This is a genomic window from Bradyrhizobium semiaridum (genome assembly GCF_020329505.1).
Taxonomy (GTDB): domain Bacteria; phylum Pseudomonadota; class Alphaproteobacteria; order Rhizobiales; family Xanthobacteraceae; genus Bradyrhizobium; species Bradyrhizobium semiaridum.
In genome coordinates this window covers 1-21,511 of sequence record NZ_JAGKJJ010000050.1, presented here as the reverse complement: position 1 = coordinate 21,511, position 21,511 = coordinate 1, and the positions used below count along the sequence as shown (strand labels likewise).

The 21,511-nt window shown below is 66.7% G+C and carries 20 protein-coding genes; 8 read left to right on the top strand and 12 right to left on the bottom strand.

Annotated features, from left to right (window positions below; all coding sequences use genetic code 11):
• Positions 1-144: 144 nt before the first annotated feature.
• Genes J6500_RS30885 through J6500_RS30875 form a run of 3 tightly spaced genes read right to left on the bottom strand, consistent with a single transcriptional unit; the run spans position 145 to position 4,186 of the window.
• The gene (locus tag J6500_RS30885) at positions 145-2,367 is read right to left on the bottom strand and encodes a xanthine dehydrogenase family protein molybdopterin-binding subunit (RefSeq protein ID WP_225716479.1); all 2,223 of its coding nucleotides are present in this window, start codon (positions 2,365-2,367) and stop codon (positions 145-147) included.
• Positions 2,364-2,855 carry a (2Fe-2S)-binding protein gene (locus J6500_RS30880; RefSeq protein WP_225716478.1) on the bottom strand — a complete coding sequence of 164 codons (492 nt, stop codon included), beginning with the start codon at positions 2,853-2,855 and terminating at the stop codon, positions 2,364-2,366. Before J6500_RS30880 ends, J6500_RS30885 begins: the two co-directional genes overlap by 4 nt.
• Positions 2,852-4,186, bottom strand: a complete 1,335-nt coding sequence (locus tag J6500_RS30875) for a cytochrome c (protein ID WP_225716477.1) — start codon at positions 4,184-4,186, stop codon at positions 2,852-2,854. Before J6500_RS30875 ends, J6500_RS30880 begins: the two co-directional genes overlap by 4 nt.
• Before the next feature lie 100 nt (positions 4,187-4,286).
• Here J6500_RS30875 and recQ point away from each other — a divergent pair, with 100 nt between their 5' ends.
• From recQ to J6500_RS30855, 4 genes are all read left to right on the top strand, one after another.
• A complete protein-coding gene (recQ, locus tag J6500_RS30870; protein ID WP_225716476.1) occupies positions 4,287-6,155 on the top strand; it encodes a DNA helicase RecQ in 1,869 nt (622 codons plus the stop codon).
• A 75-nt stretch (positions 6,156-6,230) separates the two neighbouring features.
• On the top strand, positions 6,231-7,454 hold the full coding sequence (locus J6500_RS30865) for an MFS transporter (protein WP_225716475.1): 1,224 nt from the start codon (positions 6,231-6,233) through the stop codon (positions 7,452-7,454).
• Positions 7,455-7,591: 137 nt separating this feature from the next.
• Positions 7,592-9,340, top strand: coding sequence for a flavin-containing monooxygenase (locus J6500_RS30860; protein WP_225716474.1), 1,749 nt, complete (start codon positions 7,592-7,594; stop codon positions 9,338-9,340).
• Between the two features lie 116 nt (positions 9,341-9,456).
• Positions 9,457-10,398 carry a metallophosphoesterase gene (locus tag J6500_RS30855; RefSeq protein WP_225716473.1) on the top strand — a complete coding sequence of 314 codons (942 nt, stop codon included), beginning with the start codon at positions 9,457-9,459 and terminating at the stop codon, positions 10,396-10,398.
• A 98-nt stretch (positions 10,399-10,496) separates the two neighbouring features.
• Here the strand turns inward: J6500_RS30855 and J6500_RS30850 are convergent, their stop codons facing one another.
• Positions 10,497-11,768 (bottom strand): S1C family serine protease, encoded by a 1,272-nt coding sequence (locus J6500_RS30850; protein ID WP_225716472.1) that lies wholly within the window; start codon positions 11,766-11,768, stop codon positions 10,497-10,499.
• Positions 11,769-12,094: 326 nt separating this feature from the next.
• Positions 12,095-13,108 carry a 1-aminocyclopropane-1-carboxylate deaminase gene (locus J6500_RS30845; RefSeq protein WP_225716471.1) on the bottom strand — a complete coding sequence of 338 codons (1,014 nt, stop codon included), beginning with the start codon at positions 13,106-13,108 and terminating at the stop codon, positions 12,095-12,097.
• Between the two features lie 162 nt (positions 13,109-13,270).
• Between J6500_RS30845 and J6500_RS30840 the strand changes: the two genes are divergently transcribed.
• A complete protein-coding gene (locus tag J6500_RS30840) occupies positions 13,271-13,735 on the top strand; it encodes an Lrp/AsnC family transcriptional regulator (protein WP_225716470.1) in 465 nt (154 codons plus the stop codon).
• A 157-nt stretch (positions 13,736-13,892) separates the two neighbouring features.
• A complete protein-coding gene (locus tag J6500_RS30835) occupies positions 13,893-15,041 on the top strand; it encodes an Ig-like domain-containing protein (protein WP_225716469.1) in 1,149 nt (382 codons plus the stop codon).
• Positions 15,042-15,061: 20 nt separating this feature from the next.
• On the opposite strand, the gene J6500_RS30830 is transcribed toward J6500_RS30835, so the two are convergent.
• Entirely contained in the window at positions 15,062-15,439 is a 378-nt protein-coding gene (locus J6500_RS30830; protein ID WP_225716468.1) for a c-type cytochrome, read from the bottom strand.
• A 122-nt stretch (positions 15,440-15,561) separates the two neighbouring features.
• On the opposite strand from J6500_RS30830, the gene J6500_RS30825 reads away from it, so the two are divergent.
• Positions 15,562-16,365 carry an NAD-dependent protein deacetylase gene (locus J6500_RS30825; RefSeq protein ID WP_225716467.1) on the top strand — a complete coding sequence of 268 codons (804 nt, stop codon included), beginning with the start codon at positions 15,562-15,564 and terminating at the stop codon, positions 16,363-16,365.
• Positions 16,366-16,492: 127 nt separating this feature from the next.
• Here the strand turns inward: J6500_RS30825 and J6500_RS30820 are convergent, their stop codons facing one another.
• The 6 genes from J6500_RS30820 to J6500_RS30795 form a co-directional block, all read right to left on the bottom strand.
• Complete coding sequence (locus tag J6500_RS30820; protein ID WP_225716466.1) at positions 16,493-16,789, bottom strand: hypothetical protein; 297 nt, start codon at positions 16,787-16,789, stop codon at positions 16,493-16,495.
• Positions 16,786-17,070, bottom strand: a complete 285-nt coding sequence (gene minE, locus J6500_RS30815; RefSeq protein ID WP_225716480.1) for a cell division topological specificity factor MinE — start codon at positions 17,068-17,070, stop codon at positions 16,786-16,788. The genes J6500_RS30820 and minE overlap by 4 nt, the downstream gene beginning before the upstream one ends.
• On the bottom strand, positions 17,070-17,885 hold the full coding sequence (minD, locus tag J6500_RS30810; protein WP_225716465.1) for a septum site-determining protein MinD: 816 nt from the start codon (positions 17,883-17,885) through the stop codon (positions 17,070-17,072). The genes minE and minD overlap by 1 nt, the downstream gene beginning before the upstream one ends.
• 20 nt (positions 17,886-17,905) lie before the next feature.
• Complete coding sequence (gene minC / locus J6500_RS30805) at positions 17,906-18,604, bottom strand: septum site-determining protein MinC (RefSeq protein WP_225716464.1); 699 nt, start codon at positions 18,602-18,604, stop codon at positions 17,906-17,908.
• Positions 18,605-18,788: 184 nt separating this feature from the next.
• Positions 18,789-19,049, bottom strand: a complete 261-nt coding sequence (locus J6500_RS30800; RefSeq protein ID WP_225716463.1) for a hypothetical protein — start codon at positions 19,047-19,049, stop codon at positions 18,789-18,791.
• A 12-nt stretch (positions 19,050-19,061) separates the two neighbouring features.
• The gene (locus tag J6500_RS30795; RefSeq protein ID WP_225716462.1) at positions 19,062-19,691 is read right to left on the bottom strand and encodes a TetR/AcrR family transcriptional regulator; all 630 of its coding nucleotides are present in this window, start codon (positions 19,689-19,691) and stop codon (positions 19,062-19,064) included.
• A gap of 663 nt (positions 19,692-20,354) precedes the next feature.
• On the opposite strand from J6500_RS30795, the gene J6500_RS30790 reads away from it, so the two are divergent.
• Complete coding sequence (locus tag J6500_RS30790) at positions 20,355-21,377, top strand: LLM class flavin-dependent oxidoreductase (RefSeq protein ID WP_225716461.1); 1,023 nt, start codon at positions 20,355-20,357, stop codon at positions 21,375-21,377.
• The last annotated feature ends 134 nt before the right edge of the window (positions 21,378-21,511 follow it).

Genomic DNA, 21,511 nt, shown 5'->3' with positions numbered 1-21,511 from the left:
CTCGGGGCTGGCACTTGCACCTCTCCCGCAAGCGGGAGAGGGAGCCCACCGCCAATGCCTCCCTCACTCCTATCCCCATATGCGTTTCCCCTGCGCTTGCGGGAGAGGTGCAAGTGCCAGCCCCGAGACCTCACTCGATGCGCCTCAGGCGCCGATCGCATCCTTGATCCGCTTGCGGCTGAGCGGCAGGTCGCGCAGCCGCTTGCCGGTCGCGTGCGCGATGGCGTTGGCCAGCGATGCCGCCGCCGGGCCCTGCCCGGTCTCGCCGCTGCCGAGGAACGGCTGGCCGGGTCGGTTGATTATGTGGACCTTGATGCTGTCAGGCACGGCATTGAAGCGCAGGATTGGGTAGGTCTGCCAGTCGATGCTGGTGATCCTGGTGTCGTCGAACGAGACGCTTTCGTACAGCGTCCAGCTCGTCGACTGCACGATCGCCCCTTCGATCTGGTTGGTGATGCCGTCGGGATTGACGACCTGCCCGGCATCGACCGCCGCCACCGCGCGCACCAGCCGGGCCCTGCCTGTCTCGCGATCGACCTCCACCTCGGAGGCGATGGCGCAATAGGCGGCAAGGTTCTTGTAGCGCGCGAAGGCAAAGCCATAGCCGCGGTTGGGCGGCGCCTTCTGACCGTGATTCCAGCCGAATTCCTGGGCGGCCTTCTCGACCACATCGCGGCCGCGCCGATCCTCGAGATGCTTCAAGCGAAACTCGACCGGATCGGCGCCGGCGAGAGCCGCGAGTTCGTCCATGAAGCTCTCGATCGAAAACACGTTGTGATAGGCGCCGAGTGCGCGCATCGCCGAGATCCGCAGCGGCATCGCCGGAATGAAATGATGCATCACATGCGCATTCGGGAAATTGTAGATCGGAATCGCATTGCGATCGCCGCCGCCCTCTGGCAGCGGCAATGGTCTTGGCGCGGGCACCGCAAACGGCTTCGCCATGTGCTGGGCCGCGAGCAACGAGCCGGCGCCGCCGGGCCGCATCGAGTGGGTGTTGCTCCAGACCGCAAAATTCCAGTCGGCGATCTTGCCGCCCGCGTCGAGCGAGGCGCTGAGCTTGGTCACCATCGCCGGCCCATAGGGCTCCCAGCCATGCTCCTGCTCGCGCATCCATTGCACCCGCACCGGCCGCCCGGGCAGCGCACGCGCGATCAGCGCCGCATCGGCCGCGGCGTCGTCGGCGCCGTTGTGGCCGTAGCAGCCGGAACCCTCGACATGGATCAGATGTACGCTCGGCGGCGGCATGCCGAGCATCTCGGCGATCGCCTGCCGGTCGGGATAGACGCCCTGCGTATGCGTCCACACCGTCATCGCACCGTCGGCGAACTGTGCGATCGCGCAGGATGGGCCGATCGAGCCGTGTGACTGGTAGGGCCGCGTATAGGTCGCCTCGATCGTCTTCGTTCCGGTCACGGACGCACCGCTGCGCGAGAAAATCGCAAAATCCTGCGACGGCAGGCTGGTCAGCACGTTCGGCAGATCATTCTGGTTCGGGAGCTTTGCGCTCTCCCGCCACTTCGCAGCGGCCGCAAGCGCATGCATGGCCTTGACCGCCGAAAACTCCTTCTCCGCCGCTACGGCGAGGAAATTGCCATCGCGCACGATCCGGATCACGCCGGGCATGTTTTCGACCGCGGCGGCATCGAATTCAACCAACTCCGCGCCGTAACTCGGCGGACGCACCACGCGCGCATGCACCATGCCGGGTAGCCGCATGTCCTGCACATAGGCGACGCCGCCAGTGACCTTGGCCGGGATATCGACGCGCTGTAAGGGCCGGCCCATCACCTTGAAGGTCTGCGGGTCCTTCAACGGCGACGTCGGCTGCGCCTGGACGTGCAGGATATCCGCGGCGACGAGCTCGCCGTACCCCAAGCGTCGGCCATCCAGCGCGATGACGGCCGCATTCTCCGTCCGCAACGTCTCGGCCGGCAAGTCAAACCGGCGTGCGGCTTCCGCCACCAGCAGCCCGCGCGCCTGCGCCGCGGCATGCAGGATGGCGGTGCCGCTGTCCTGCATCGAATGGCTGCCGGACGTGTAGCCCTCGTTCGCCGTGAGCCTGGTGTCGGCGGTGATGACGTTCACCGCATCGAAGGCGACATCGAGCTGCTCGGCCGCGATCTGCTGGAACGCGGTGCGGAAACCCTGGCCGAGCTCGGCCTTGCCGGTGAAGGCAGTGATGCGGCCGTCGGCATCGATGCGGAGCCAGGAATCCAGATAGGGCGAGTTGGCGAGACTGCCGGGGAGCTTCGGTCCCTGGGCTTTCTGCTCCTGCGCCGCCGCGCCGCGCAACGAAAAACTGACGATCAGCGCGCCGCCGCCGGCCAGCACGCTGCGGCGGTCGAGGATCACCGGCCCGTTCATCGGACGCTCCTGTCGCTGGCAGCGTCAGCGCTGTCCATCAGCCGCGCGGCGCGATGCACTGCGCGCAGGATGCGCATATGGGTGCCGCAGCGGCAGAGATTCGGCTCCAGCTCAGCGCGGATCTGCGCGTCGGTCGGCTTCGGATTGCGCATCAAGAGCGCCTGCGCCCGCATCATCATGCCGGCGATGCAGTAGCCGCATTGCGCCGCCTGCTCCTCCATGAAGGCGCGCTGGATCGGCGCCGGCGCCGCGACGCTGCCGAGCCCTTCCAGCGTCGTCACCTGCTTGCCTTCGACCAGCAGCAGCGGCGTGACGCAGGACAGCACCGCCTTGCCGTCGACGATGACCGTGCAGGAGCCGCATTGTCCGAGCCCGCAGCCGAACTTGGCGGCGTTCAGCTCCAGATCGTTGCGCAGCACGTAGAGCAGCGGCGTATCGGGATCGGCATCGACCTGTTGATCCCTGCCGTTGACCTTCAACGTGATCATGGCTTGCCTCGCTGACTGGATTCACCTGGCGCGTCGCGCGCCGCGAGCGACACCGCTTGCGCCGCGCGCGCATCGCGCACGGTCCTGTCGAGATCATTCCAGGCCGGCCGCTTGCCGAACCGGGCACGCAGATACTTCAGCAGCGCCACCATCTGGGCGTCATCGATGCTGGCCGCAAAGCCGGGCATGATCGGACTGCGCTCCCCCGCGACCCCGCCGACGCCCGCCAGCACGATGTTGACGAGGTTGCGCGGATCGGGACTGGTGACCGCCGTGCTGAGCGCCAGATTGACACCGCCATAGGGGAGCGGCCGGTTGCTCTCATGGCAGGAGGCGCAAGCCGCCGCATAGATCGCCGCGCCCGCGGGATCGGTCTGCGCTGTAGACGATTGCGCGACGGCGTCCGCGGGAGATTTGCCGTTCGACGGCGAAGTGCCCGAGATGTCGGCCATGTACAAGGCAATCGCTCGCACGTCGCTGTCGGGCACCGACGACAGATTGTCGACAACTTCCGCCATCGGTCCGCGCGCGGTGCCGTGGTCCGCCTGCCAGCCGTGGCGCAGATAGGCGTACAGCGCGTCGGCGGTCCAGCGCACCGGCGCATGCGAGGTGTCGTTCAGCGCGTAGGCGTGCCAGTTGTCGACTTCGCCGCCGGCAAACTGCGCGTTGACGCGCTCGGCGCCGAGCGCGTTGCGCGGCGTATGGCAGGCGCCGCAATGCGCGAGCCCCTCGACGAGATAGGCGCCGCGGTTCCACTGCGCGCCCTTGGCCGCATCCGACGGGACATCGCCGCCGTGGAAATACAGCAGCTTCCAACCCGCGATCAACGGCCGATGGTTGAGCGGAAACGTCAGCTGATTCGCGGGCGGCGTCGCGCTGACCGGCTGGCGAGTCATCAGGAAAGCATACAGCGCCCGGTCGTCCGCATCGGAGACGTTGGTGAAGTGATCATAGGGGAAGGTCGGGTAGAGATGCCGGCCATCGCGGCTGACACCGGAGCGCATCGCGCGGACGAACGCCGCTTCCGGCCAGCTGCCGATACCGGTCGCGGCATCCGGGGTGATGTTGGACGAGAAAACGGTGCCGAACGGCGTCGGAACCGGCAGGCCGCCGGCATAGTTTCCGCCGCCAGGCACGGTGTGGCAGGTGTTGCAACTGCCGATCGCAGCAAGATCGCGGCCGCGCTTGATGATATCAGGGTCGAACGCATCGGGCCGCGGCGGCGCGATGGCCGCGATCGACGGCCGCCATGCGAGCGCAAGGCCCGCCGCGGCGCCCGCGATCAGCACGACCGCCGCAATGCCTGTGATGATCCGCAGCCGACGGGCCATGCGTGAATTGAGTTTGTGGTTGGGACGTGTAATTAACACATCTTACCCGGTATCGTTCGGCCCAGAGACCCCGATCACCGCCTGTTGACCCCCAGGGATCATGACCGCCCAGCCAGCCCTCCATCGCGAATCTGCTCCGCGCCGCGATGCGCTGTCCGTGCTCAACCACGTGTTCGGTCTGCCGGGCTTCCGCGGCGCGCAGGAGAAGATCGTCCGTCACGTCGCCGATGGCGGCAATTGCCTGGTGCTGATGCCGACCGGCGGCGGCAAGTCGCTGTGCTACCAGCTGCCGTCGCTGCTGCGCGACGGCTGCGGCATCGTGGTGTCGCCGCTGATCGCGCTGATGCGCGACCAGGTCGCGGGCCTCACGGAGGCCGGCGTCAACGCCGCGGTGCTCAACTCGACGCTCAGCTACGAGGAAGCCTCCGAGGTCGAACGTCGCCTGCTCGCCGGCGACCTCGATCTGCTCTATGTCGCGCCGGAGCGGCTCTTGACGCCGCGCTGCCTCAATCTGCTCGGCCAGGCGCAGATCGCGCTGTTCGCGATCGACGAGGCGCATTGCGTCTCGCAATGGGGCCACGACTTCCGCCCGGAATATATCGGCCTGTCCGTGATCGCCGAACGCTTTCCCGATGTGCCGCGCATCGCGCTGACCGCGACCGCGGACGCGATGACGCGCAAGGAGATCGCCGAGCGCTTGCGGCTCACCGACGCGCCGCAATTCGTCGCCAGCTTCGACCGGCCCAACATCCGCTACGAGATCGTCGACAAGCAGAATGCGGTGACGCAGCTCAAGACCTTCATCAAGACCCGGCATGCCGGCGATGCCGGCGTGGTCTATTGCCTGTCGCGCGCCAAGGTCGAGGACGTCGCGGCATCGCTCAACGAGGCCGGCATCACTGCGCTGCCCTACCATGCCGGGCTCGATGCGAGCGTGCGCGCCCGGAACCAGGATCGCTTCATCAATGAGGACGGCGTCGTGATCGTCGCCACGGTCGCGTTCGGTATGGGCATCGACAAGCCCGATGTGCGCTTCGTCGCGCATCTCGACCTGCCCAAGAGCGTCGAGGCCTATTATCAGGAGACCGGGCGCGCCGGCCGCGACGGCAAGCCGTCGAGCGCATGGATGGCCTACGGCCTCTCCGACATCGTGCAGCAGCGCCGCATGATCGATGAGTCGACCGGCGCCGACGCCTTCAAGCGGGTTTCTATCGCGAAGCTCGATGCGCTGGTCGCGCTGGCCGAGACCGTGCATTGCCGGCGGCAGCGCCTGCTCGGCTATTTCGGCGAGACGCAGGCGAGCGAGACCTGCGGCAATTGCGACAACTGCCTGACGCCGCCGCGCGTCCGCGACGGCAAGGTGCTGGCGCAGAAGCTATTGTCCTGCGTCTATCGCACCGGGCAGCGGTTCGGCGCCATGCACCTGATCGACGTGCTGGTCGGGCGGCTGACCGAGCGCGTCAAGCAGTTCAACCACGACCAATTGTCGGTGTTCGGCATCGGGCGCGAGCTCAACGAGAAGCAATGGCGCGCGGTGCTGCGCCAGCTGGTGGCGATGGGCCATCTGCGCGCCGACAGCGACGCCTTCGGTGCGCTGAAGTTGACCGACAGCGCGCGCGGCGTGCTGAAGGGCGAGACACCGGTCATGCTGCGCGAGCAGGCCGAAGGCGCGCGCAACCGCCCGATCCGCGACAGGTCGCGCCGCGGCGAGCTCGCGCCGGCGACCAACGGCGCCGGCGGCACCGCCAACCCCGCGCTGCATGCGGCGCTACGCGCCTGGCGGTCGGACGTGGCGCGGCAGCGCAACGTGCCGGCCTATGTGGTGCTGCACGATTCCACCATCGACGGCATCGCCGCGATGCGGCCGGCGACGCTGAGCGACCTGCGCAACATCGCCGGGATCGGCGACAAGAAGCTCGAGCATTACGGCGACGAGCTGATCGCTCTGGTGAACAGGACCGAGGGCTGAGCCTCGCTCCGGATTTTATAGTCAGTCTAACGCCCACATGTTGACGTGGATCACGCGCTCCGCCATGCGTGACGCATGTCCGTACAACCTGAGGCCGCAGCCGACAGTCTGTTCCGCCACCCGCCGCTGCTCCTGTTCGTGGGGTCGCGCAGCTTCTCCGAATTCGCCTACCAGATCGCCACCGTTGCGATCGGCTGGCAGGTCTATGCGCTGACCGGCAGCGCGGTCTATCTCGGCCTCGTCGGGCTGATGCAGTTCATCCCGAGCGCGCTGCTGGTGTTCATCGCCGGCCATGCCGCCGACCGCTACGATCGCCGCCGCGTCGTGCAGGCCTGCCAGATCATCCAGGGGCTGGCGGCCGCCTACCTCGGCTGGCGCAGCTTTGCCGGCGATTTGACGGTACCGGAGATCTTCGCGGTGCTCGTCGTGTTCGGTGTTGCGGCCGCGTTCGGGGACCCGGCTGCCTCGGCGCTACTGCCGGCCGTGGCGCCGGAGGGGCAGTTGCAGCGCGCCACTGCGCTGTCGACCGGCGCCTGGCAATTCTCGATCGTCGCGGGCCCGGCGATCGGCGGCCTCACCTACGCGATCTCGCCGGCGGTGCCTTACGCCGTGATGGCGGCGTTCTGGCTGCTCGCCGCCGTGCTCTGCGGCGCGATCCGGCTGGAGCGGCCGGCGGCCGAGCCGGACCCACCGTCGCTCGGGCAATTGTTCGCCGGCGTCAAGTTTGTCCGCGACAATCCGGCGATCCTCGGCACCATCTCGCTCGATCTGTTCGCCGTGCTGCTCGGCGGCGCCAGCGCGCTGCTGCCGATCTATGCCCGCGACATCCTGCAGGCCGGCCCATGGGCGCTCGGCGTGATGCGCGCCGCGCCGGCGGTCGGCGCGCTCGCGATGACCGCGGTGCTGACGCGGCATCCGATCACGCGCCGTGCGGGCCTGCGGATGTTCCAGGGCGTGATCGCCTTCGGGGTTGCGATCTGCGTGTTTGCGCTGTCGAAGCAGATCTGGCTCTCGACGCTGGCGCTGGCGGCGATGGGCGCTGCCGACACGATCAGCGTCGTGATCCGCGTCTCGCTGGTGCAGCTGGCGACGCCGGACGAGATGCGCGGCCGCGTCGGCGCGGTGAACTATCTGTTCGTCAACGCCTCCAACCAGCTCGGCGAGTTCGAAAGCGGCATCACCGCGGCGCTGTTCGGCACCATCCCGGCCGCGCTGATCGGCGGCCTCGGCACGATCGCGGTGGCGCTGCTGTGGATGAGGCTGTTCCCGTCGCTGCGCAAAGTCGAACGGCTGGAGTGAGGCGGCGCTCGGATACCGCAGCGATCGACGCCGGGACATAGGAGCCATACCCGGCGTGGCACTGCACACGCTTGCGGGCCGCGCCGGGTACGCCCTAATCTTTCCGTCAAGGACAGAACATAGGGAAGAGACGGGCCATGGCTCAGGAGAGCGCCGCGCGCACAAAAGCGCGCCCTGCGGAAACTGGAACGTTCGACGCCGTGGTGGTCGGCGCGGGGTTCGCCGGCATGTACATGCTGCACCGGCTGCGCGGGCTCGGTTTCACCGCGCGGGTGTTCGAGGCCGGTGGCGGCGTCGGCGGCACCTGGTACTGGAACCGGTATCCCGGCGCGCGCTGCGATGTCGAGAGCCTGCAATATTCCTACTCGTTCTCGGAGGAGCTCGACCAGGACTGGAGCTGGTCGGAGAAATATTCTCCGCAGCCCGAAATTCTCGCCTACGCCAACCACGTCGCCGACCGCTTCGACCTGCGCAGCCAGATCGTGTTCGACACCCGCGTCACCGCAGCGACCTTCGACGAGGGCGCCGGCACCTGGCTGATCGAGACCGACCGCGGCGACAGGGTCACGGCCAAATTCTGCATCATGGCGGTCGGCTGCCTGTCGGCGCCGAACCGTCCGGCTTTCGCCGGCATGGCGGATTTTCGCGGACCGATCTATCACACCGGCGAGTGGCCGCATGAGGGCGTCGACTTCACCGGGCTGCGCGTCGGCGTGATCGGCACCGGCTCGTCGGCGATCCAGTCGATCCCGATCATCGCGCAGCAGGCCAAGCAACTCACCGTGTTCCAGCGCACCGCGACCTGGTCGGTGCCGGCGTGGAACGAGAGCCTGTCGGCCGAGTATCTGAAGCAAGCCAAGGCGCATTACCCGGAATTGCGCGCGAAAGCCCGCGCGCGGCCGACCGGCTTCTATTTCCCGTTCAACGCCCAGCCCGCGCTGCAGGCGAGCGCCGAGGAGCGCGCGCGGCTTTACGAAGAGGCCTGGCAGCGCGGCGGCCTGCCGTTCCTCGGCGCGTTCGGCGATCTGCTGTTCGAGAAGGAAGCCAACGACACCATCGCCGATTTCGCGCGCGCCAAGATCCGCAGCATCGTCAAGGATCCGGCGACCGCCGAGCTGCTGTGTCCGCAGAACGTGTTCGGCTGCAAGCGGCTCTGCGTCGATACCAATTATTTCGAGACCTACAATCTGCCGCATGTGAAGCTGGTGGACGTCTCGACGACGCCGATCGAGCGTTTCACGCGGGACGGCATCGTGGTCGGCGATACCGAATACAAGTTCGACGCCGTCGTCTCCGCGACCGGCTTTGCCGCGATGACCGGCTCGTTCGACAAGATCGCGATCACCGGCCGCGGCGGGCGGACGCTCGCCGAGAAATGGCGCGCCGGGCCGCGCGCCTATCTCGGCCTCGCCTCGGAAGGCTTTCCGAACCTGTTCATGATCACCGGGCCGGGCAGCCCCTCGGTGCTGGCCAGCATGATCCAGGCGATCGAGCAGCATGTCGACTGGCTGGCGGATTGCCTCGGACACATGCGCGATGTCGACGCCGGCACCATCGAGGCGGTCCGCGCGGACGAGGACGCCTGGGTCGACCATGTCAACGACGTCTCGACGGTCTCGCTGCGCTCGACCTGCAGCTCCTGGTATGTCGGCGCCAACATCCCCGGCCGCCCACGTGTGTTCATGCCCTATATCGGCGGCTTCCCGATCTATGTGCAGAAATGCAATGAGGTGATGAATTCGGGCTATGACGGCTTCGTGCTCGCGGGCGGGCGCAGCAGCAACGCGCCGCCGCAGGTGCGCTTCACCGAGCGCTGGCAGATGCCGCTTGACATCGAGGTGATCTCGCCGGCCGCGGTCGCGGCCAAGCGGGTGCCCGTGGTCTGACGCGCCGGCCGCGCGTTTCCGCGAAGACGCTAGGGTTCCGGTTCTGTTTCAATTGGAGCCGGAAATGCTCTACTGTCGCGCCGAGCCGCGCTTGAGCGTCCGCGGCCCGGGGGGCGATGACCGACATCGAACTGCAGGGACTGACCGAGCGGATCGGCGCCGACCATGTCGCGCGCCGGCTGGCGGTCGAGACGCGGCGCGAGGCGCAGCTGTTCGGACAGGGCACGCTGGTGTTCAATGTCGAGAACTGGGGCCTCGCGCCCTGGATCGTCGAGACCGCGCTCAAGGCCACCGGCCTCTACGGCCGCGCACGACGCAACGCCGACCGGGTGGAGGTGCGGCGCAACCTCGTCATCTCGCCGCGCCTGCCCGCGGCATTCGACGGCTTCACCATCCTGCAGATCAGCGATCTCCATGCCGACATCAGCGGCGGCGCGATGCGGCATCTCATCAGCATCGTGCCGACCATCGCCTGCGACATCGGCGTGCTGACCGGCGACTTTCGCGGCAAGACCCGCGGCCCGTTCGCGGCCAGCGTCGCGGCGGTGCAGGCGCTCTGCACGCGGATCAAAATGCCGCTCTACGGCATCCTCGGCAACCACGACAGCATCCGCATGACGCCGGCGCTGGAAGCGATGGGAATCAGGATGCTGGTCAACGAAGCCGCGACCATCGCGCGCGATGGCGAAACGATCCATCTCGCCGGGATCGACGACGCGCATTTCTACCGCACCGACGACATCCCGAAGGCTGCGGCCGGCATTCCGCGCGAGGCGTTCTCGATCCTGCTCGCGCATACGCCGGAGTCGTATCGCGAGGCGGCCGGCGCCGGTTTCGATCTCATGCTGAGCGGCCACACCCATGGCGGCCAGCTCTGCCTGCCCGGCGGCATCGCGATCAAGCTGGAGGCCCGGCTGCCGCGCCGGATGGGCAAAGGTGCCTGGCGCTTCGACAATCTCGCCGGGTACACCTCGACCGGCGCCGGCACCAGCCTCGCGCCGGTGCGGCTGAACTGCCCCGCCGAGATCACGGTTCATACGCTGTGCCGGGCGGGGTGAGGCTGTCCCGCGCGGCGAATATTTCCCCTCTCCCCGCATCCGCCTTCGCCTGAAGACGGGCTTCGGCGGACAAGAGGGGGAGAGCGAAAGGGTGTCCCTCAATTCCCCGGCCTCTTCGCGCCCGCGGTCTGCTCGTTTACCTTGCAGGTGATCAGCAGCGTATAGCCGCGCGCGTCCTTGGCGATCTCGGATGTCTCCTTCTTTTTCATCTCACGCCATTCGGCGGAGCGATACTCCACCGCGCTGTTGTCGAGGAAATCGCGCAACGCGCCGGTCTTGATGGCGAAGTTGATGTTTTCCGGGATCGACCCGGTCGCTCTCGCCATCCTCAGCGCGTTGAGCTTTGCCGCCACCACGCCGACCACCACGCCATCGAAATCAAGTAGCGGTCCGCCGCTGTTGCCCGGCTGCACCGCGGCGCTGATCTGCAGATGCCTGGTGTCGTTGAGGACGCCGCTCAGCGAACTGACGATGCCGGTGGTCACCGTGAAATCCGACGTCAGCAGGCCGTGATAGGGAAAGCCGATCGCCACCACGCCATTGCCGACCTGGATGGCGTTTTGCCTGATCCTGGCAACCTCCTTGAACGGCGCCGGCGCCTGCAGCAGCGCCAGGTCATTGGTCTCGTCGTCGGACACCAGCCGCAGCTTGACCGGCGCCTCGCCGCTCAGATTGCCGGTGATCTCGCTGCAGCCGTCGACGACGTGATGGTTGGTCACGACATGCCCGCTGCTGCTGACCACGAAACCGGTGCCGGTCCCGCCCCTCGCCTGCTTCTGAGGCGGGCCCGGCGCCGCCTGCTGCGGCGGCGGCGCGGCCGCGGCAGGCTTTGCCGCCACCGCGAATTCGCCGGCATTGGCGATGCCGTTCTTCTTGACCGTCACGACGCAATTCAGCAGCGCGGGCAACAATTGCGCGGTCTGGTTCAGATTGAAGTAAAACAGCTGCCCTTGCGCGAACGCCGTCATCTGCCGCGCCTTCCGGAATTGGGTGACCAGCGCCGAATTCACCGGCAACTCGACGCTGACGAGCTGTGCGCCGAGCGGCATGCCGTAGACATTGAATGCCGGCGCGCCATCGAAGGTCAGCGCCAGCGGAAATGCCTCGCCCGCCGTCAGGCGCCAGCTCTCATGCGCGAAGCCGAGCCGCCAGCTGCCGTTCTCGGCGATCGACATCATGAAGAAGATGCCGCTCTGGTAGCTGGTGCCGGCGGAGCAGTGCGTGAACGCGCCGTTCTTGTCGTTGGTGTAGGCGCCGCCCTGCCAGTTGCCGACGGAGATCGAGCCATAAGGGCCACGGGCGCTCGACGGAGTTGCGCAGGCAAGCAGACACGCGGCCGCAACGACGACCGCCCAATTCACGACCCGCATCACGCGCACTCCCCCAACCCGGAACCGATTTTACGCGGCGGCGAAATACACCTGCAAGTGGTACGCGGCTTGGACATTGGTCCTGCAACAGCACAATACCGGCGCAGATGACGCATCCCGCCACACCCTCTGGTTACACATGGAATGTTGCTATTTTGTTCTCAACATGTCAACTGCAACAGGCGCCCAGGAAATGCGTGGCCCGGATGCAGCGAAGCGTAATCCGGGGCCGCGATATCCGCGGTGAGACTTTCCCGGATCGCGCTTCGCTCCATCCGGGCTGCGAGGCAAGCGTGGTGCGGACGCTATGACGCGCCGCTACCGTTTCACCCGTTGCGGAATGCGTAGGCGTAGCCGTTGAGCGCCGGGGCGCCGCCGAGATGGGCGTACAGCACCTTCGATCCGGCCGGGAAGAAGCCCTTCTGCACCAGATCGATCATGCCCTGCATCGATTTCCCCTCATAGACGGGATCGGTGATCATGCCCTCGAGCCGGGCGCTGAGGCGGATCGCCGCCTTGGTCTCCTCCGACGGCACGCCATAGGCGGGATAGGCGTAGTCCTCGATCAGCACCACGTCGTCGGCGACGATGTCGCGGCCGAGCTCGACCAGCTTTGCCGTGTTCTGCGCGATCGACAGCACCTGCGCCCTGGTCTGCGCAGGCGTGAACGAGCCGTCGATGCCGATCACGTTGCGCGCGCGGCCGTCGGCGGCGAAGCCGACCAGCATGCCGGCATGGGTCGAGCCGGTCACCGTGCAGACGACAATGTAGTCGAACTTGACGCCGAGCTGGCGCTCCTGCGCCCGGACTTCCTCGGCGAAGCCGACATAGCCGAGCCCGCCGAATTTGTGCACGGAGGCGCCGGCCGGGATCGCGTAAGGCTTGCCGCCCGCCGCCTTCACCTCCTCGATCGCCTGCTCCCAGCTCTTGCGGATGCCGATGTCGAAACCTTCGTCGACCAGCCGCACATCGGCGCCCATCACGCGCGACAGCAGGATGTTGCCGACACGGTCATAGACCGCGTCCTCGTGCGGCACCCAGCTCTCCTGCACCAGGCGGCACTTCATGCCGATCTTGGCCGCGACCGCTGCGACCATGCGGGTGTGGTTCGACTGCACGCCGCCGATCGAGACCAGCGTGTCGGCGTTGGAGGCGATCGCATCGGGAATGATGTATTCGAGCTTGCGCAGCTTGTTGCCGCCATAGGCGAGACCGGAATTGCAGTCCTCGCGCTTGGCATAGAGCTCCACCGTGCCGCCGAGATGTTTTGACAGGCGATCGAGCTTCTCGATCGGGGTCGGCCCGAAGGTGAGCGGATAGCGCGCGAATTTTTCCAGCATGCTGGCATCCTCGTTGATGGCTTTGGAACGGCGGCGACAGCTATCATCATAGGCGCGAAAGGTGCTCTCTAAGTCGAGGCGCCCATGTCCCTAAAATTGCACGGATTATGCCATGTGCTATTCTTTCTCTCACTGATTACCAGTTCAATGAGAGATTATTCCATGTCAGCCCGGCTCGACCGCATCGACCTCAAGATGCTGAGATTGCTGCAAAAGAACGGCCGGCTCAGCAATGCCGAGCTGGCCGAGCAGGTCGGCGTCAGCCCCGCCACCTGCCACCGCCGCACCCAGGCGCTGTTCGACGAGGGATTCGTCAGCGGGGTCCGCGCCATGGTGGCGCCGCGCAAGCTCGGCAAGGGCACGCTGGTGATGGTCGGAGTCGTGCTCGACCGCTCGACACCAGAAAGTTTTGCCAGCTTCGAGCAGGCCGTTGCAAAACTCAAATGCGTGCTCGACTGCCACCTCGTCGCCGGCGACTTCGATTACTTCCTCAAGATCCGCGCCGGCGACGTCGACGACTTCAAGCGTATCCACGGCGACCAGCTGATCGCGCTGCCCGGCGTGCGGCAGACCCGCACATTCTTCGTGATGAAGGAGGTGGTGGACAATGCGGCGCTGGAGTTTTGAGTTTGACGCGATCCATGGCGCGGGCCGCGCGATGAGCCGCCGGGCCGGCCGGGCTACCCAAGAGAAGTAATCCTTCATCCGACTTGATGGGTGGCACAAACCGGCGCAGATTTTTCTCCCGGGCTGCGGGCCGCGCGGACATCCGCGGATGGCAATCATGAACGCCACGGCGATACGACTGGCCATTCCCTTGCTGGCACTTGCCGCCGGCGGCACGGCGGCGCTCGTCTTCGGCATCCGTCAAACCCAGCAAATCCTCGGCGCGAACACGCATCCGGTGGCGGCGGCGCCGGCGGTTTCCGCGCAAGGCCAGGACAAGACGTCGCCGGCAAAGGCGCAAACCGAAACTGCGGTCCTGGCTGGCGTGCTGGCAGGACCATCGCCGGCACCGAGCGGCGATGCCGTGCCGGAGTTCGACGTCGTCAACGTCGAGCCGACCGGCGAGACCGTGGTCGCGGGCCGGGCGCACCCCGGTGCGACGGTCGAGTTGCTGCGCAATGGCGAGGTGCACGATCGCGCGGTGGCCGACAAATCCGGCCAGTTCGTCATGGTGCCGCGCCCGCTTCCGCCGGGAAATCACGACCTGACGCTGCGCATCACGCGCGACGGCAAGCAGGTGACGTCCAGACAGAGCGTCGCCGTCGCGCTCGAGGCTGCGGCAAGGGAGCGGCCGATGGTGGCGCTGATGGCGCCCGACAAGCCGGTCCGGCTGCTATCGCAGCCTGCAGCCACGCCGCCGATTGCCGGGAAAGTGGCGATCGAGGCCGTCGAGAGCGAACCGGATGGCAAGCTCCATGTGAGCGGCCGGGCAGCTCCCGGCGCGACGGTCAGGCTCTATCTCAACGGCAGCCTGATCGCATCCGCCACGGCCGACAAGGCAGGACAGCTCTCGGTCACGATCAACCAGGGCGTCGCCGCGGGCAGCTATCGGGTGCGGCTTGACGACGTCGAGCCCACTTCCGGCAAGGTCCGGGCGCGTGCCGAGGTGCCGTTCAACGTTCCGGACACGGCGAGGACCGCATCGGCCACGGCATGGCCCGCCCCGTCCGGCAGTGCGGACCTGACTGTACTGCAGCTCACCGCGACGGCAGCCGCCGCCGCATCCGGTGTGAAGTCGGCCTCCGCCGTGACCGTGCCGAAGATCACGACCACCACGGTGGCCCGCGGTGACAGCCTGTGGCGGATCAGCCAGCGCGCATTCGGGGCCGGACAGCGCTACGCCGTAATCTACCGGGCAAACATGCAGCAGATCCGCAATCCCAACCTGATCTATCCCGGCCAGGTCTTCGTCGTACCGGCGCGGTGAGAATGGCATTGCGCCAACGGTCACTTGCCTGATTTCAGGAAGGCCACGATCTTCTTGCGATCCTCCGCCGAGCGCACGCCGGTGTAGGGCTTCATGCCGTTGCCGGACACCAGCGCATCGGGATCCTCGATGAAGCGCAGCAGCTTGTCCTCGTCCCAGACGATGTCGGAGGATTTCATCGCCTCCGAGTAGCGATAGTTCGGCAGCGATCCGGCCTTGCGGCCGGCGATGTTGTGCAGGTTCGGGCCGGCGCGGTTGTCGCCGTCCTTCACGGTGTGGCAGGTCCGGCAGGAATTGTTGAACGCCTGCTCGCCCGACACGCCGGCATCCTGTCCGAGGCACGGCGACAGCAGCAGCAACGTCGTTGCGCCGGCTATGACAATCGATCTCGGCCGCATGGATCACCTCTGTGGATGCCGTACCACCTGGGCCTGCCGTCAACGCAGGGGCGACATGAAAGGTCCTTCCGCGAACCCCCAGCATCTGGCGCATGGCCGCAGGCGGCACTAGATGTGGGGCCATGCGACATCCCGCCCTCCAGGATTTCATCGGCAGCCACCAGCGTCTGTTCGTCCTGACCGGGGCCGGCTGCAGCACCAATTCCGGCATTCCCGATTACCGCGACTCCGACGGCAACTGGAAGCGGACTCGGCCGGTCACGATTCAGGCGTTTCTGGGCGACGCCGGCACGCGGCAACGCTACTGGGCGCGCAGCATGGTCGGCTGGCGGCGGTTCGGCCGCGCCGCGCCGAACGGCGCCCATCGCGCACTGGCCAAGCTCGAAGAGCATGATCGCTGCGAATTGCTGCTGACCCAGAATGTCGACCGCCTGCACCAGGCCGCGGGCAGCCGGCGGGTGATCGATCTGCACGGACGGCTCGACGTGGTGCGCTGCCTCGGCTGCGGGGCAACGATGTCGCGCGAGGAGTTTCAGGGCGAGCTGGCGCAGCGCAATCCGGCCTGGCTCGCGCTCGATGCCGCGGACGCGCCCGACGGCGACGCCGATCTAGAGCAGGATTTCTCGTCGTTCGAGGTACCGGCCTGCGCGGCCTGTGGCGGCGTGCTGAAGCCGGACGTGGTGTTCTTCGGCGAGAACGTGCCGCGCGACGTGGTCGCCTCGGCGCAGGATCATCTGGCGCAGGCCGACGCCATGCTGGTGGTCGGCTCCTCGCTGATGGTCTATTCGGGATTCCGCTTCGTGCGGATGGCCGAGCAGCGTGGCCTGCCGATCGCCGCTGTCAATCTCGGCCGCACCAGGGCCGACGAGCTGCTGACGCTGAAGGTCGAGGAGAGCTGCGAGAGCGCGCTGGCGTTTTTGCTGTAGGGCGTCCCAACGGATCCGTCATTCCAGGGCGCCTCTTGGCGCGAACCCGGAATCCATTGGGCCGCAGATTCCATAGTGAAATGGATTCCGGGCTCGACGCTTCGCGTCGCCCCGGAATGACGATCCATTACGCCCGCTGCCGCTGCGGCCGCGCCATCGGCAGGTTCGCGTTCCAGTGGTCCCAGCTCACGCTGGTGAGGCTGCCGCGATCGGTCGCCAGCGGGCGGCGGGTGCGGCGCTCGTACTCGGCGATGCAGCGGCCGGACTCGCCGATCTTGCGCTGCAATTCGTCGATCGTCATCTGCGTCGCGCGGCCGCAATTGGCCTTGCCGAGCTGATCGGCCTCGACCGCCTTCAACGCCGCGCGCAGCTTCTTCAGCTGCGCGCGCTGCCAGGCGATATGGCTGTTGCTGTCTGCTGTCATGTGGCCGCCACCATCTTCGATCGTTGCACGCCGTTGGGAACCTCGATGTCGACCTCGAGCATCGAGACGAACTTGCCACGGTCCATCCGGACCACGACCTTGTCGGGATCGATCTCGACATGCTTGGAGACAACGGCGAGGATTTCGCCGCGGAGCAATTCCAGCAGGTCGGATCCACCGCCGCCGCCCTGGCCGCGCTCATGCGCGAGCAGGATCTGCAACCGCTCCCGTGCCACGGGCGCCGATGCGGCGCGGCCGCCGAACAGCCGCATCACGTTCATCATGCCGCCCTCCGTCGTAGTAACCGGTCCATCAGCCCCTTGCGCTCGACCGGCACCGTCATCTCGATGGATTCGCCCATCAGGCGGCGCACCGCGTCGATATAGGCCCGCGCCGGCGCGCTGCCGGCATTGTTCAGCGTGACTGGGCAACCGACATTGGAGGCGCGCAGCACGTCCTGGCTTTCCGGGACGATGCCGAGCAGCGGTGTCGCGAGGATTTCCAGGATATCGTCGATCGACAGCATCTCGCCGCGCGCCGCACGGCCTGCGTCGTAGCGGGTGACCAGAAGATGCTTCTCGACCCGCTCGCCGCGCTCGGCGCGCACCGTCTTGGAATCCAGCATGCCGATGATGCGGTCGGAGTCGCGCACCGACGACACTTCCGGATTGGTGACGATGATGGCCTCATCGGCATAGCGCATCGCCAGCGTTGCACCGCGCTCGATGCCGGCCGGGCTGTCGCACAGGATCCAGTCGAACTTGGTGCGCAAGTCCGAGATCACCCGCCGCACGCCCTCTTCCGTGAGCGCGTCCTTGTCCCGGGTCTGCGAGGCCGGCAGCAGCCAGAGATTCTCCAGCCGCTTGTCGCGGATCAGCGCCTGCGGCAGCTTTGCCACCCCCTGCACCACGTTGATGAGGTCGAACACGACCCGCCGCTCCGCGCCCATCACGAGGTCGAGGTTACGCAGGCCGACGTCGAAATCGATCACGACGACGTTCTGCCCCAACTGGGCGAGCGCAGCACCAAGCGCGGCGGTGGATGTCGTCTTGCCGACCCCGCCCTTTCCTGAGGTCACGACCAAAACCTTGGCCATTGTCTTCTCCTTCTGGTCGATCAGTTCAATGCGGTGATGCGCAGCATTTCGCCCTCCAGCCACGCCTGGGCGGGCCGGTTGCGCAAGCTGTCCGAGATTTGTTCGGCGGTCTGGTAGTAGCCGTCGATGGCGAGCAGTTCGGCCTCGATCTTCTGGCAGAAGATGCGCGCCGATGAATTGCCATTGATGCCGGCCATCGCGCGTCCGCGCAGCGTGCCGTAGACATGGATCGAGCCGCCGGCCACGATCTCGGCGCCGGAGCCGACCGAGCCGAGCACGGTGACGTCGCCCTCGGCGAACACGATCGACTGGCCGGAGCGCACCGGGCTTTCCAGCAGCAGCGACGGCGATTTGTCCTTGGCCTTTACCGGCTTGGGCTGCGGCTCGACCGTAGTGATGGCACAGGCGCGGCCGCCGGTCAGAAGCGGCGGCATGTTGGCGGCAAGCCTGGATTCGTCGACGCCCTCGATGCCGAGGATGCGGATGTTGCGCTCGCCGAGGCTGCCGACCAGGTGCGCGATCGCGGCCTGGCTGAGATCGACCGCCGACAGATCGAGCACGACCGGTTTGCCGGTGAAGAAGCCGGGCGATTTCGCCAGCGTCTCGTCGATCTCGGCGAGCCAGGAGACGATCGGCACGACGGGCGAAAAAACGAACGCAACGTAGGAACGGCCGCGCATGCGGACCTGCTGACGTACGGCCTGTTGAGTTGCGTCCATCGCCCCTGACTCAGTTGTCTTGTCGAATGGTTAACAATCGGCCGGCATGGTTAACCAATGGTTAACGGGAGTCAGGGTTTTCACGGATTTGAACTACCGCGAAACGCGAAACGCGGCGGACTCGCTTCACCTCGCCCCGCAAGAGCGGGGGGTAGGAGAAACGCTTGTTCGCGTCAGTTGCGCTTCAATGCCCGCGCGGCGACGCCTGCCGCTCGGCCCGCATCGACGCGTCGAACACCGCGCGGCAGGTCGGCGTGAGCCGATCGACCTGCGCGGCCATGCAATCCCGGATCCGGTTGCGGTTCGGAATGTAGGCGGCGCACAGCCGCATCGCATCGCCCATGCAGGCCTGCTGCTGCGCTTCTTCGCTCGGGGCTGACTGCGCCAGCGCCGGCGAGACAGCAATGGCCGCACCGAGAAGGACGAGGGCAAGACGAAGCTTCATGGAATCACTCTCTCACTGTTGGGGACTGGTCGAACTTGGGTTTGAAGGCGGCAGATGCAGCAGCGAAGCGATCGCGGTGTCGATCAGCAGCGTCCACGACGCGGCCGGATCGATCTCGGGTGCGATCCGCATCAGCAGCACTGGAAATGTCGGCGGCGGGTTGAGCGCGGCATTGAGCAGCCCGAAGAACAACGCCGGATGGCTGCTGCGAACGATCCCGGCCGCGATGCCAGCTTCCAGCAGTTCGCGCACCGACTCATAGGCGGGGCGCAGCAGCTTCTCGGTCACCAGCGCGGTCCGCTCCGGCGCTTCGGCGCCGTGCCGGACTGCAAAATTCTTGGCCTGAGGATGGGCGGCATAGAACGCCCCGACGCGAACGATGACGTCGCGCAGCCGGTCGGCGAGCGGTCGGCTCGCATCGTTTGCGATGGCCGCGATGTCGGCGACCACGGGCTTCGCGATCGCGACGATGCGGTCGAGGCACGCTTCCCAGAGCGCGGTCTTGTTGCCGAAATGCACACGGATCAGGTTCGGACTGACATTGGCGGCGGCGGCAACGCTGCGGAGATCGGCGCCGTCGAAGCCGAGGCCGGCAAACGCCTCGGTCGCCGCAACCAGCAGCGCCTGGCGGCCGTCGGGCATGTCCTTGCTGCGCCGGCCACGGGGGCGGCTTGTCGGTACCGTTGTCGTGTCGGCTGTGGAGATCATTTTGTTGGCCATATATGTTCGAATGTACATATATGGCCAGGTTGTTGCATTGCAAGAGGCGCCCGGCGCCAGGCACGTTCTCGGACAAAGCCTCAACAAATCAGCTGGTTACGATCCATTCGGCCTCGGTGTTGGCCGACTTGACAATCGGTCCTCGACCTTCTGCGGCCCGGTGGTTGCGCAGCGCGGCGGCACTTTGTTTCTCGGTTGGCGAATCTCCCGCCCAAGCTCGGCAAAACGTTTGCCGAAGACGGACTCGGCGAGGGCGGCGATTTCCGCTTTCGACAACGTGAGGGGGTGAACTTTGCCGAAGCCTCAATCCGGCGAAACCAGCAGCCACGCCAGGTATCCGTAATAGGCGGTCGCGCTCAGCGCGATCGCCAGCGCAACGCCCGTAATGATCCTGTCCCGGGCCGTGTCGGATGCCTTCATGCGCTCACAAGTCGAACGCGCGCGATTGGTTCCGCGGCGAGCCCGTCGCGGTTACCAATCTGTGCCTTCTGGACGGATGCGCGCGCGAGGCCACATAGACGCGATCCGCCATCGCGGCCGCGATCGGCGATCGCAACCCCATCCGGACATCGGTAGACTGCCGCAATGAAGAAAATCGGCTTCCTCTCGTTCGGGCACTGGACGCCCTCGCCGCAATCGCAGACCCGCTCGGCCGCCGACACGCTGCTGCAATCGATCGAGCTCGCCGTCGCGGCCGAACAGCTCGGCGCCGACGGCGCCTATTTCCGGGTGCATCACTTTGCGCGGCAGCTCGCCTCGCCCTTCCCGCTGCTGGCTGCAGTCGGCGCCAAAACCAGCCGCATCGAGATCGGCACCGCCGTGATCGACATGCGCTACGAGAACCCGCTCTACATGGTGGAAGACGCCAGCGCGGCCGACATGATCGCCGGCGAGCGGCTGCAGCTCGGCATCAGCCGCGGCTCGCCCGAGCAGGTAATCGATGGCTGGCGCTATTTCGGCTATCAGCCGGCCGAGGGCGAGAGCGATGCCGATATGGGGCGGCGCCACGCCCAGATCTTCCTCGACATGCTGCGCGGCGAAGGCTTTGCCAAGCCCAATCCGCAGCCGATGTTTCCGAATTCGCCCGGCCTGCTTCGGCTCGAGCCGACGTCAACGGGCCTGCGCGAGCGCATCTGGTGGGGCGCCGGCTCCAACGCGACAGCGGTGTGGGCGGCCAAGCTCGGCATGAATCTGCAGAGCTCGACGCTGAAGAGCGACGAGACCGGCGAAGCCTTCCACATCCAGCAGGCCGCGCAGATCCGCGCCTACCGCGCCGCCTGGAAGGAGGCCGGTCATACGCGCGAGCCGCGCGTCTCGGTCAGCCGCAGCATCTTCGCGCTGATCGACGATCGCGACCGCGCCTATTTCGGCAATGGACGCGAGGAAGAAGACCAGATCGGCTTCATCGATCCGCAAACCCGCGCCATCTTCGGCCGCAGCTACGCCGCAGAGCCGGATGCGCTGATCGCGCAGCTGAAGAAGGACGAGGCAATCGCCGAGGCCGACACCTTGCTGCTGACCGTGCCGAACCAATTGGGCGTCGCCTACAACGCGCACGTGATCGAGGCGATACTGACGCATGTCGCGCCGGCGCTGGGGTGGCGCTGAAGCGCAAGCTCAAACGATCGAGCCCATTTCTTCAGGCCGCTCCGGCGCAGCCTCTAAGCCCTGGTCGGCAACATCCGTTTGAGCGTCACGCCTCCAATTCGAAAACTCAGGCTTTGCCCGCGACGTTCCATCCG

Bases quoted from the DNA above. Each gene is read 5' to 3' on its own strand.
- J6500_RS30885 (WP_225716479.1), bottom strand. From the start codon at position 2,367: ATGAACGGGCCGGTGATCCTCGACCGCCGCAGCGTGCTGGCCGGCGGC.
- J6500_RS30880 (WP_225716478.1), bottom strand. From the start codon at position 2,855: ATGATCACGTTGAAGGTCAACGGCAGGGATCAACAGGTCGATGCCGAT.
- J6500_RS30875 (WP_225716477.1), bottom strand. From the start codon at position 4,186: ATGGCCCGTCGGCTGCGGATCATCACAGGCATTGCGGCGGTCGTGCTG.
- recQ (WP_225716476.1), top strand. From the start codon at position 4,287: ATGACCGCCCAGCCAGCCCTCCATCGCGAATCTGCTCCGCGCCGCGAT.
- J6500_RS30865 (WP_225716475.1), top strand. From the start codon at position 6,231: ATGTCCGTACAACCTGAGGCCGCAGCCGACAGTCTGTTCCGCCACCCG.
- J6500_RS30860 (WP_225716474.1), top strand. From the start codon at position 7,592: ATGGCTCAGGAGAGCGCCGCGCGCACAAAAGCGCGCCCTGCGGAAACT.
- J6500_RS30855 (WP_225716473.1), top strand. From the start codon at position 9,457: ATGACCGACATCGAACTGCAGGGACTGACCGAGCGGATCGGCGCCGAC.
- J6500_RS30850 (WP_225716472.1), bottom strand. From the start codon at position 11,768: ATGCGGGTCGTGAATTGGGCGGTCGTCGTTGCGGCCGCGTGTCTGCTT.
- J6500_RS30845 (WP_225716471.1), bottom strand. From the start codon at position 13,108: ATGCTGGAAAAATTCGCGCGCTATCCGCTCACCTTCGGGCCGACCCCG.
- J6500_RS30840 (WP_225716470.1), top strand. From the start codon at position 13,271: ATGTCAGCCCGGCTCGACCGCATCGACCTCAAGATGCTGAGATTGCTG.
- J6500_RS30835 (WP_225716469.1), top strand. From the start codon at position 13,893: ATGAACGCCACGGCGATACGACTGGCCATTCCCTTGCTGGCACTTGCC.
- J6500_RS30830 (WP_225716468.1), bottom strand. From the start codon at position 15,439: ATGCGGCCGAGATCGATTGTCATAGCCGGCGCAACGACGTTGCTGCTG.
- J6500_RS30825 (WP_225716467.1), top strand. From the start codon at position 15,562: ATGCGACATCCCGCCCTCCAGGATTTCATCGGCAGCCACCAGCGTCTG.
- J6500_RS30820 (WP_225716466.1), bottom strand. From the start codon at position 16,789: ATGACAGCAGACAGCAACAGCCATATCGCCTGGCAGCGCGCGCAGCTG.
- minE (WP_225716480.1), bottom strand. From the start codon at position 17,070: ATGAACGTGATGCGGCTGTTCGGCGGCCGCGCCGCATCGGCGCCCGTG.
- minD (WP_225716465.1), bottom strand. From the start codon at position 17,885: ATGGCCAAGGTTTTGGTCGTGACCTCAGGAAAGGGCGGGGTCGGCAAG.
- minC (WP_225716464.1), bottom strand. From the start codon at position 18,604: ATGGACGCAACTCAACAGGCCGTACGTCAGCAGGTCCGCATGCGCGGC.
- J6500_RS30800 (WP_225716463.1), bottom strand. From the start codon at position 19,049: ATGAAGCTTCGTCTTGCCCTCGTCCTTCTCGGTGCGGCCATTGCTGTC.
- J6500_RS30795 (WP_225716462.1), bottom strand. From the start codon at position 19,691: ATGCCCGACGGCCGCCAGGCGCTGCTGGTTGCGGCGACCGAGGCGTTT.
- J6500_RS30790 (WP_225716461.1), top strand. From the start codon at position 20,355: ATGAAGAAAATCGGCTTCCTCTCGTTCGGGCACTGGACGCCCTCGCCG.